8 protein-coding genes and 1 pseudogene are annotated in these 10,035 nt (G+C 36.0%); 5 read left to right on the plus strand and 4 right to left on the minus strand.

Annotated features, from left to right (window positions below):
• The first annotated feature begins 103 nt into the window (after nt 1-103).
• From ACFIO3_RS01265 to ACFIO3_RS01285, 5 genes are all read left to right on the plus strand, one after another.
• The gene (locus ACFIO3_RS01265; protein ID WP_375606105.1) at nt 104-1,036 is read left to right on the plus strand and encodes a class I SAM-dependent methyltransferase; all 933 of its coding nucleotides are present in this window, start codon (nt 104-106) and stop codon (nt 1,034-1,036) included.
• A gap of 2 nt (nt 1,037-1,038) precedes the next feature.
• Nucleotides 1,039-1,893 (plus strand): TrmH family RNA methyltransferase, encoded by an 855-nt coding sequence (locus tag ACFIO3_RS01270; protein ID WP_375606104.1) that lies wholly within the window; start codon nt 1,039-1,041, stop codon nt 1,891-1,893.
• Entirely contained in the window at nt 1,883-2,386 is a 504-nt protein-coding gene (lspA, locus tag ACFIO3_RS01275; protein ID WP_375606103.1) for a signal peptidase II, read from the plus strand. Before ACFIO3_RS01270 ends, lspA begins: the two co-directional genes overlap by 11 nt.
• 1,125 nt (nt 2,387-3,511) lie before the next feature.
• Nucleotides 3,512-4,285, plus strand: coding sequence for a Bax inhibitor-1/YccA family protein (locus ACFIO3_RS01280; protein WP_375606102.1), 774 nt, complete (start codon nt 3,512-3,514; stop codon nt 4,283-4,285).
• 115 nt (nt 4,286-4,400) lie between these two features.
• Complete coding sequence (locus tag ACFIO3_RS01285) at nt 4,401-5,279, plus strand: endonuclease/exonuclease/phosphatase family protein (protein ID WP_375614333.1); 879 nt, start codon at nt 4,401-4,403, stop codon at nt 5,277-5,279.
• Here ACFIO3_RS01285 and polA read toward each other — a convergent pair.
• The 4 genes and pseudogenes from polA to ACFIO3_RS01305 all read right to left on the minus strand — a co-directional run.
• A complete protein-coding gene (gene polA, locus ACFIO3_RS01290) occupies nt 5,276-8,182 on the minus strand; it encodes a DNA polymerase I (RefSeq protein WP_375704041.1) in 2,907 nt (968 codons plus the stop codon). The two genes, ACFIO3_RS01285 and polA, sit on opposite strands and share 4 nt — an antisense overlap.
• Nucleotides 8,183-8,508: 326 nt before the next feature.
• Complete coding sequence (dnaQ, locus tag ACFIO3_RS01295; protein WP_375606099.1) at nt 8,509-9,216, minus strand: DNA polymerase III subunit epsilon; 708 nt, start codon at nt 9,214-9,216, stop codon at nt 8,509-8,511.
• 4 nt (nt 9,217-9,220) lie between these two features.
• Nucleotides 9,221-9,808: a dephospho-CoA kinase gene (gene coaE, locus ACFIO3_RS01300; RefSeq protein ID WP_375608998.1), complete on the minus strand. Its 588-nt coding sequence runs from the start codon at nt 9,806-9,808 to the stop codon at nt 9,221-9,223.
• A pseudogene (locus ACFIO3_RS01305) lies at nt 9,805-10,035 on the minus strand (shikimate dehydrogenase); the annotation flags it as partial. The pseudogene ACFIO3_RS01305 and the gene coaE, both read right to left, overlap by 4 nt.

Here is a 10,035-nt window from a genome sequence, read left to right on the forward strand (position 1 = left end):
TTTTTTATACATGTTTTAATTGACTTTAGCTTTTTTGCACTTTTACGAAACATTTAAGAGCTTTATAATATATTTTTATACCTCATATACCGTGATACAAAACATGCCCCCACAATGCTTTCAATCCTCCCATAATAATAGATATCCGCAGGAAAAGCTGCCCCTTATTTTAGAAACGGGTATAAGCGAAAACTATGCTCTCATTGATTCTGGTCATGGACAAAAATTAGAACGTTATGGAGCTTACCGCATTATTCGACCAGAAGGTCAAGCACTATGGAAACCCGCTTTATCACAGAAACAATGGGCTGATGTGGACGCTATTTTCACGGGAAATCGTGATGAAGAAGGGGTTGGTCGTTGGCATTTTCCTAAAAAGCCACTTAATGAGACATGGCCACTTTCTTGGAATGGACTGTCTTTTCTAGGCCGTTTTACTTCTTTTCGTCATGTGGGAGTTTTTCCTGAACAAGATGCCCATTGGCGCTCTATGGAAGAACAAATTGTTAAAGCCGAACGCCCTATAAAATTGTTGAATCTTTTTGGCTATACAGGTATTGCCTCTTTGATTGGAGCACGAGCGGGTGCGAATGTTACCCATGTTGATGCTTCTAAAAAAGCCATTGCGTGGGCAAAAGCTAATCAAGAAAGAGCAGGATTACCAGATCATTCTATTCGCTGGATTTGCGATGATGCTATGAAATTTGTCGAGCGTGAACTGCGTCGTAAGAAAAGCTATGATATGATTCTCCTTGATCCCCCTGCTTATGGGCGTGGACCCCATGGTGAAGTTTGGCAACTGTTTGATCATTTACCAGATATGATCACAAATTGTCGTAAACTTCTCTCTGATAAACCGCTCTCTGTTGTGCTTACAGCTTACTCTATTCGTGCTTCTTTCTTTGCACTTCATGCTTTAATGCGTGATGCATTTGTAAATCTTGGTGGTAAGGTCGAATCAGGAGAACTTATTTTGCGTGAAGAAGTTGCAGGACGCGCTCTTTCTACTTCCCTTTTTAGCCGTTGGATTGCTTGAATATGTTTAGACCTAAAACTGGCAAAGTGAAAGAAATTACTTCTCTTAGCAACCCCATTATAAAAGATCTTAAAGCGCTCAGCCAAAAGAAAAATCGTAATAAAGAAGGTCTTTTCATGGCAGAGGGATTGAAGTTGGTCATTGATGCTCTCGATCTCGGCTGGACAATACAGACGCTTATTTTTTCTAAAAGCAAAATCGGTAATGCTGCTATCGAAAATATTGCTGCACGCGTTGTAGCCAATGGTGGTTTTGTGATTAAAGCTTCACAAAAGGTTATGGAATCACTTACCCGACGCGATAATCCACAAACAGTTATTGGTATTTTTAAACAAAAATGGCAACCTCTTGAAATGATAACTGAACAGACTAAAGATGTTTATATCGCGCTTGATCGTGTGCGTGATCCTGGAAATCTTGGTACCATTATCCGAACTGCCGATGCCGTAGGTGCTAAAGGTGTTATTTTAATTGGCGAAACAACAGACCCTTTCTCGCCTGAAACAGTTCGTGCAACTATGGGATCAATTTTCTCTATACCGCTTTATCGTTTTGATGAAAGCGCCTTTTTAAACTGGTCTGCTCACTTTAAAGGCATGATCGTTGGCACGCATCTTAAAGGATCTCTGGATTATCGGACACTTGATTTCAAAAATGGTCCTGTTATCCTTTTAATGGGAAATGAAAAACAGGGATTATCAGATATTCTTACAAGGCGGTGTAATAAACTCGCGCGTATTCCACAAAGTGGACGTGCTGATTCGCTTAATCTAGCAGTAGCAACAGCTGTTATGCTTTATGAAATCCGTCGCCCTTATTTAATACTGGAACCATGTGAGGAAAAACATGATTCGTAAATCACTCCCTTTTCTTCTCTTGGGCTTGGCTTTTACAGTAGTACTTGATCAAGCTGTCAAATACTGGATTATGCACAATATGCCTTTAGGAACAGAAATTTCGCTTATTCCTTTTCTTTCCCTTTATCATGTGCGCAATTCTGGCATTGCATTTTCATTTTTTTCTTCCTTTTCTCACTGGGGAATCATCGCCATCACGATCATTGTGATTATCTTTCTTCTATGGTTATGGAAAAATACTGAATATAATAAGTCTTTAATGCGCTTTGGTCTTATCCTTATTATTGGAGGAGCAATAGGCAATCTTATTGATCGTATTCGCTTTCATCATGTCACTGATTATATCCTTTTTCATATTGATGATATCTTTCATTTTGCTATTTTCAACCTTGCAGATAGTTTTATCACTCTTGGTGTTATTGCCATCCTTATTGAAGAATTGCGTACTTGGATGAAGGCAAAACGTCATTCCAATAGCACATCTTCTCATTGATATGTTCAGCGCCTTAAAAACCAGAGGTTATTAATCATCACAAGTCTGATTACAAATTGATTTTTCTCAATCAATTCTTGTTTCTAATAATTTCATGTGTTTCTTTTCATGGAATTATAAAACCTTACTTTCACTTGATCTTTATATACTTGATCCGTGTAAAAGGAATGAACTCAAATAGAAACCAATAATTTTTTATTCATATGTCCTATATCCCATTCTGAGAGGAAATATTTTACAGCATTTAAATTCTGTTCATTTGCTTAAAACAATTACTTTTCATATGTTTTTTAGTTTTTACAGGCGTCATTTTTACAGTGTTTTTCTTAAGCGCTTCGTGTAAAAACACCCCTCTTTTATTTATATTGCTTAATAAGCAACATCTTTTAACTATTTTCAATGTTTTATTTATAATACAACATATTGATATATAATGATAGTTTACCATTTTGTATATTGAATGAGAACCCTAAATTTCTTTTATTTCGAACTTTCGCATGTTGAATTAATTAAAACCATGTCTTTTACACACCAATCTTGCTTGTGTGGAGCAAGCAAATAAATAACCTTGATTGATTTAATATAAGAAAATTTGTCATCAGAGAATCTTACGATATTCGGAGAAGAATTTAGCATACAAAACGATAATTTATTATTATATATCAGTTTTTATATAAAAAGATTCAATTCAATAGGTCTTCTAACCGTATAGAGCAGATGCAATATTGTAAGTTGAAAAACAGTGCGACGACATTTGCCTCTCTCTTCATCAAAGCAAAGACCGTTGATACCTTACAGAGAATTATATTACACAATTTCTATGAACAGTAAAAAAATTTTAAGTATAGTCTTTTTATCTTGCAAAAATATGGCAAAAAATGGAAATATTATTTCATCAAAATAAACTATTTCCTTACCAATTTGTAAGGTTCCTTCTTCAGATAAATCTCTTGTAATTTTTAAATAAATCTCCATAATAAGAGCAGATGTGCTGGAATTCCGCCAGTGATTCTTAGGGTTTTTGTGTTAGCCAATTTAGGACTTATACGAAGTGTTTATCTGTAATGACAGAGGTACTTTTAAACCCCAATATCTGACGGAACATATGCTAAAGGATTTTATATTATGGCTAATTTTAAAAATTTACGTTCGGCGCCTGCTTCTCATGCCGATGCATCAATTGATCTGGGATTGCGCGACTATATGTTGGGTGTCTACAATACAATGGCCATTGGTTTGCTTATTACAGCTGCTGCCGCTTATGCAATTGTATCATTAGCAACGACAACAGATATGAGTCAAGCAGCAGCTCAAATCAATAGCAGTGTTTATTTAACATCTTTTGGAGTAACATTTTATACATCACCATTCTCTTATATTGTTATGTTTGCACCACTCATAGCGGTCTTATTCCTCAGTTTTAAAATTAATACACTGAGCACAAATGCTGCTCGTAGCCTCTTTTTTGGTTATGCTGCTCTGGTTGGTCTTTCACTATCTTCAATCGTTTTGCGTTATACGACAGAAAGTATTGTACAAACCTTTGTTATTTCCGCTGCAACTTTTGGAGCTCTTTCACTTTATGGATACACAACAAAGCGTGATCTTACAGCAATCGGTTCATTCTTATTTATGGGATTGATTGGTTTGTTACTTTCTATGATTGTAAACATTTTTCTTGGGTCAAGTGCTTTGCAATTTGCTATCTCCGTTATTGGTGTTTTTATCTTTGCTGGTTTAACAGCTTACGATACTCAAAACATTAAGTTGATGTATTACGAAGGAGATGAAGGTGATACAAGAGGACGTAAAGTTATTATGGGTGCATTGAATCTTTATCTTGATTTCATCAATATGTTTGTCTTCTTGCTACAATTTCTTGGTTCAAACCGTGATTGATTTTAAAAGATCATCGCTTAATGAAAGAACCTTGTTTCCAAAAGAAACAAGGTTCTTTTGTTTTTAGTGTAAGTTTTTACCCTTTGCCTCTTAGAGATTATATTCTTTTCGCAAAATGACAAAAATACCTTACAAGCAAAAGTTTCCTTGGTTTACTGGTTTTATCCAACAAAAGCTCCATAATTCTCTTTTAAAGGCAATCTATAGCCGCTCTCATCATCAACCAAACATCATCAAGCCAAATGATAATTATGATCTAACCGTTGCTTCCTATAATGTGCATAAATGTGTAGGTACTGATAAAATTTTTAATCCTACACGTATTGTACGTGTTATTAATGAATTACAAGTTGATATCCTTGCTCTTCAAGAAGCAGATAAACGTTTTGGAGAGCGCGTTGGCTTGATTAATCTTCAGCTATTAAAAGCTGAAACTGGCTTGATTCCTGTGCCTCTCAATACCATGTCACCTCATGGTCATGGTTGGCATGGGAACGCTCTTTTTTTGCGAAAGGGATATGTACGTGAAACTTTACAAATCACTCTTCCTGGTATTGAACCACGTGGGGCTGTAATTGTAGAATTGGAAATGCAAGCAGGCCCTATTCGTATTATTGCGGCTCATTTTGGCTTATTACGTTATTCTCGTAAACAACAAACAAAAATGCTTCTTGCAATTTTGCAAAATCGCTCCCTTATGCCTACACTCCTCATTGGAGATTTTAATGAATGGCGGATAGGAAAAGGCTCATCTTTGAACCATTTTTCTCCCTATTTTGATAACACACTTGAAGTTGTGCCAAGCTTTCCTTCGCGTTTTCCTCTTTTAGCCCTTGATCGCGTTTTTGCTTTTCCCCACCAATTGGTAACAAATATTGAAAATCATCATTCACCACTTGCACGTATTGCCTCAGATCATTTGCCTATAAAAGCCTACCTTAATCTTGCCAACGCCATGAATGTTCTTGAACATAAAATAAATAAAAAAAGTTAATGTGCCTCATCCCAATTTTGAGCTGTCATGACTTTTACTTCAAGGGGTACAGATAAAGATAAAACCGGCATTGTAGCATTTTCCATAACATTTTTAACAACGTCCATGGTTTTTTTACTCTCTTCTTTTGGTACTTCAAAAATCAGTTCATCATGTACTTGCAGCAACATTTTTGCTGATAGATTTTCTCCTTTTAAAACATCTTCCATCTGTATCATAGCGCGGCGAATAATATCTGCAGCAGAGCCTTGAATCGGGGCATTAATAGCTGCCCGTTCATTAAGGGAACGAATTTTTACGTTCTTTGCTTTTATTTCTGGATAATGGATACGACGTCCAAAAATTGTTTCTACATAACCATTTTCACGTGCAAAGTTTTTTGTCTTTTCCATATAATCTTTAATTCCTGGAAACCTTTCAAAATACAATTGAATATAACGACCCGCTTCTTGGCGTGAAATTCCTAATTGATTGGCTAAGCCAAAAGCTGAAATACCATAAATGATACCAAAATTAATCGCTTTTGCACGCCGTCGTATATCTGAATGCATTCCCTCTATTGCAACGCCAAACATTTGTGACGCCGTTATAGCGTGAATATCGTGTCCTTTAGCAAAAGCTTCTTTTAATGCTTTTATATCCGCAATATGTGCAAGAATGCGTAATTCAATCTGACTATAATCAGCAGAAAGCAACACGTGCCCTTTGGGAGCAATAAAAGCTGTTCGAATTTTACGTCCTTCAGCAGTTCGTACTGGAATATTTTGCAAATTTGGCTCTGATGATGACAATCGCCCTGTTGATGTTATTGCCAAAGAATAATTCGTATGAACACGCCCTGTTTTTGGTAAAATATAAGAAGGCAAAGCATCGGCATAGGTAGATTTTAGCTTTGCAAGTTGACGCCACTCAATAATTTTACGCGGTAATAGATGACCTTCAGCAGACAACTCTTCTAAGGTCTGTGCAGAAGTTGACCATTGTCCACCCTTGGTTTTAGCGCCTCCAGATAATCCCATTTTGCTAAAAAGGATATCCCCCAATTGCTTTGGCGAAGCAAGATTAAACTTTTCACCAGCTTGTTTGTAAATTTCCTCTTCTAGAATCAAAGTAGCTTGCGCCAATTCTCCTGAAAGGCGCAATAAAATCTGCCTATCAACAAGAATCCCACGTTCTTCCATTCTTGCAAGAACTTCTACGAGTGGTCGATCAAGGCGATCATAAATTTTTGCCATTTTTTGAGCAACAAGTTGCGGTTTCAAAACTTGCCAAAGGCGTAGCGTTATATCGGCATCTTCCGCCGCATAAAGGGTAGCTTGTTTTAAATCTACTTGTGCAAAAGAAGTAATTTTTTTTCCTTTATGCGTTAAATCCTTATAGGCAATTGGTTTATGTCCAAGCCAACGTTCAGACAAATCATCCATATTATGGGTTAAAGTTCCAGCATCAAAAGCATATGACAAAAGCATAGTGTCATCAAAAGAACGTATAACAATGTCGTATTGCTTCATCACCAACCAATCATATTTTATATTCTGACCAATTTTTAACACCGCTGAATCTTCTAATAGCGGTTTTAAAAGTGCCAAAGCTTTTTGGATCTCAATCTGCGAGGCAATACGCCCATCCCTTAAAAGGTCCTCTTTTTCCTCAAAATGTTCAAGTGGTATATAGGCTGCTTTTCCTGGTTGTAATGCGAGTGAAAAACCAACAAGCTTTGCTTGCATCGGATCAAGAGAGGTTGTTTCAGTATCAAAAGCAAAAAAGCCCTGTTCTTGTGCTTGCCATAACCATTCTTTTAAAGTTTCCTCCTCAAGAATCGTTGTGTAAGTATCTCTTGTAATTTTTTGAGACAGTGCTTGATCTTTACGTTTTTGTGCAAAAACTTGTGGAGAATTTTCAGAAAAATTATGAAAAGATGCACGTTCAGTATTTTTTATATCTAAATCATGTCCATAGCTTAGTTTTTCCCATTCAACATCTATATCAAGTGCATCAATAACAGCTGCATCACATGTTGTTGCCTCTGCTATGCGACGCGTTAATGTTGAAAACTCCATCGCTTTCAAAAAAGCAATTAAACGCGGACCATTTTGTGGCTCCAAAATAAAATCATCTAAATCACTGTCTATAGGGACATCTGTTTTAAGCCTAACAAGCTCACGAGACATTTTAACTTGTTCTCTATAAGCTTGAATGTTTTCACGCCGTTTTGTTTGTTTAATTTCTGTTACGCGTTGCAATAAAAGATCAAGAGAACCAAATTCATTTAACAACTGGGCTGCAGTTTTGGGACCAATGCCTGGAATACCCGGTATATTATCCGTTGAATCTCCAATCAAAGCTTGTAAATCAATCATTTTTTCAGGTTCAACACCCCATTTTTCTATAACTTCTGAAATACCTATATGCTTGTCTTTCATTCCATCATACAAGGACACATGTGTATTTACGAGTTGCATAAGATCCTTATCAGAAGAGATAATGGTTGTCTTTGCCCCAACCTTCGTTGCCAATTTTGCATAAGTAGCAATTAAATCATCCGCTTCAAAACCTTCCTTTTCAATACAAGGCAAATTAAAAGCTTTTGTTGCTTGGCGTATCAGAGAAAATTGAGGAATTAGATCTTCAGGAGGTTCAGCGCGATTCGCTTTATATTGAGGATAAATTTGTTTCCGAAAAGTATCAGATGAATAATCAAAAATAACAGCAAAATGTGTTGGAATAATACCCATAGCTGTATTACGAGCATCACAAAGTAATTTCCATAACATATTACAAAAACCAGCTACCGCTCCTACAGGGAGTCCATCCTTTTTACGTCTTAAAGGCGGCAAAGCATAGTAAGCACGAAAAATGTAGCCTGATCCGTCAACCAACAAAAGATGATCTGTTGCTTTCATGATAATTTTATTTCTCCATTTCAGCTAAAAAACAAATTACCTGTATATATTTTTTTCATTTTTATTTTATTTTTTTACTTTGCCTCTAAAAAGCCATTTTTTCTTTCCATAAGACATGAAGTCGTTGCACTTATATTAAGTACCTAGAGCTTTTCTTTGCTGTTACAGGATTAATAGCTTTCATTTTGCTCCTCCTATGATAGCTGAGGTACAATGTAACGACAAGGTCGTTGTGGTGTTCCCCTCCCCACAACGACCGTTTTTTTTGGTATCCATATTTTATATTTTTAACCTTAAATAGCTTGTTTAGAGAAAAGATAAGAATATTATTCATAAACTTTGAAGTTATTCCACAGAGCTTTTTCACCCATTTTATTGATAAAATCAGCATGCAATCTTTTTTCTTGCGCACTCAATCTTGAAGGTAAAGCCTGTGGGCGAAATTTAACTGCATAAGGCATATCTTTGTCACTTTGAGTATGTTCATCAACACTCTTTCTGTTATCAAAACCCAATATGCCCTGCTTTCCACCAATCAATTCAATATAAACATCGGCCAAAATCTCTGCATCAAGTAAAGCACCATGAAGAACACGATGGCTGTTATCAATTCCAAAACGTTTGCATAAAATATCAAGAGAATTAGGACCCATAGGGAATTTACGCCGTGCCATAGCCAATGTATCAAGAATATTATCAACACTGATGAGCGGCTTATTGACGCGTTTTAATTCTGCATTAATAAAACCAATATCAAAACTCGCATTATGCGCAATCATTGTCGCGCCATTAATAAATTCCAAAAATTCATCAACAATATCACTAAAACTTTTCTCGTTTTTTAGGCGTTCATTGGTTAATCCGTGAATTGCTACAACTTCATCAGGAATAATAACGCCTTCAGGGTTTAAATAAACATGAAATTGGCGCCCTGTAAGATAACGATCAACCATTTCTACACAACCAATTTCGATTATGCGATCTTTCTCTTTATCTAAACCTGTTGTTTCTGTATCAAAAATAATTTCACGCATGATTTTAATTCTTTAGCAATTTTTTTATCACATCAAAAACCTGTTGACGGGTATTTTCTAAATCTTTCCCTGTATCAATAATAAAATCAGCACGTTCTCGTTTTTTTTCATCTGGCATTTGTTGGGCATTGATAAAGGCAAATTTTTTCTCATTCATACCTTGGCGAATCATTACACGTTCTTTTTGTATTTCTGGTGGAGCAGAAACAACAATAACGCTATCTACACGATTTTCACCATTTGTTTCAAACAGAAGTGGAATATCAAGAATAACTAATTTTTCCCCTTGTTTGCGCGCTGTATCAATAAATTCTTTTTCTTTTTCTTGCACCAAAGGATGAATTATTTTTTCTAATGTTTGTAATTTTTCCTTATCATCAATCAAAATTTCAGAAAGTTTCAAACGGTTAACTTCATCGTTTTCAACAACACTAGGAAAAATACGCTCTATGAGTGACAAAACTGGCTCACTTTTATAGAGTTGTTGTACCGCCTCATCAGCACTAAAAACAGAAATACCCGCTTGTCTGAAAAAATCAGCAACTGTTGATTTTCCCATAGCTATTGATCCAGTTAATCCTATAATTTTCATTCTCTTTCTTCACTCATATCCTCTAAAATGGCTGTCCTTAACGCTTTTGTTACCTGTGGTTTTATTCCAAACCACCGTTCAAATCCTATAACAGCCTGATGAAGAAGCATCCCAAGCCCATCAACCGTTTTGAGATCACAAGCCTTTGCCTGTTGTAAAAAAGGAGTTATCAATGGTGTATAAACAATATCTGTTACTAATGCCGTTGTTTTTGCTTTATGAAAATC

This window comes from Bartonella sp. AD328YNZD (assembly GCF_042196425.1).

Coding starts and splice junctions, on each gene's coding strand:
- ACFIO3_RS01265 (WP_375606105.1), top strand. CDS start 104: ATGCCCCCACAATGCTTTCAATCCTCCCATAATAATAGATATCCGCAG.
- ACFIO3_RS01270 (WP_375606104.1), top strand. CDS start 1,039: ATGTTTAGACCTAAAACTGGCAAAGTGAAAGAAATTACTTCTCTTAGC.
- lspA (WP_375606103.1), top strand. CDS start 1,883: ATGATTCGTAAATCACTCCCTTTTCTTCTCTTGGGCTTGGCTTTTACA.
- ACFIO3_RS01280 (WP_375606102.1), top strand. CDS start 3,512: ATGGCTAATTTTAAAAATTTACGTTCGGCGCCTGCTTCTCATGCCGAT.
- ACFIO3_RS01285 (WP_375614333.1), top strand. CDS start 4,401: ATGACAAAAATACCTTACAAGCAAAAGTTTCCTTGGTTTACTGGTTTT.
- polA (WP_375704041.1), bottom strand. CDS start 8,182: ATGAAAGCAACAGATCATCTTTTGTTGGTTGACGGATCAGGCTACATT.
- dnaQ (WP_375606099.1), bottom strand. CDS start 9,216: ATGCGTGAAATTATTTTTGATACAGAAACAACAGGTTTAGATAAAGAG.
- coaE (WP_375608998.1), bottom strand. CDS start 9,808: ATGAAAATTATAGGATTAACTGGATCAATAGCTATGGGAAAATCAACA.